Genomic DNA, 542 nt, shown 5'->3' with positions numbered 1-542 from the left:
AAAGTAAAACAGGGTGTTGCTGCTTTTTTTGATAGTAAAAATACCCTTTCTTCCAATCCTTTTATGTACGATGAAAAACACCGGCTGAAGAATCTCTTGGATATTGAGAAGCTTAATCCACGGATAAAAAATAAATGCCTTCATATCTCCTTTAACCCTTCATCCGAAGATTACCTGAAACTTGGTGATACAGCAATCCAAAAGGAAATCGGAAATATGATGGAATACACGGGCTACGGGAACCAACCCTATTTTGTGTATAAACATCAGGATTTGGAACGGGTGCATTTTCATATTGTATCCACACGAATTGACAGGGAAACGGGACGAAAAATCAAGGACAGTTATGAAAAGCAGAAAATGCAAAAGTTCATCCTTGAGCTGCAGCAGAAATACCAGCTAACCCAACCCGGAAATAGAGAAATCCCTGATTTTAAGTTTTCACCCCGAAGCCGGAATATCAAACAAAACCTGGAAAACCTGTTTGCACATTTAAACCAGGTAAATGAAATTACTTCCAAAGAGATGTATAACCATGCCCT

The 542-nt window shown here is 38.6% G+C and carries 1 protein-coding gene; it reads left to right on the top strand.

The features are described 5' to 3' along the window. A partial coding sequence (locus K5G00_RS29545) for a relaxase/mobilization nuclease domain-containing protein (protein WP_238770252.1) occupies positions 1-542 on the top strand: 542 nt, incomplete at both ends.

Source organism: Maribellus maritimus (assembly GCF_022267315.1).
GTDB classification, from domain to species: domain Bacteria; phylum Bacteroidota; class Bacteroidia; order Bacteroidales; family Prolixibacteraceae; genus Draconibacterium; species Draconibacterium maritimum.
This window is presented reverse-complemented; position numbering and strand designations above follow the sequence as displayed.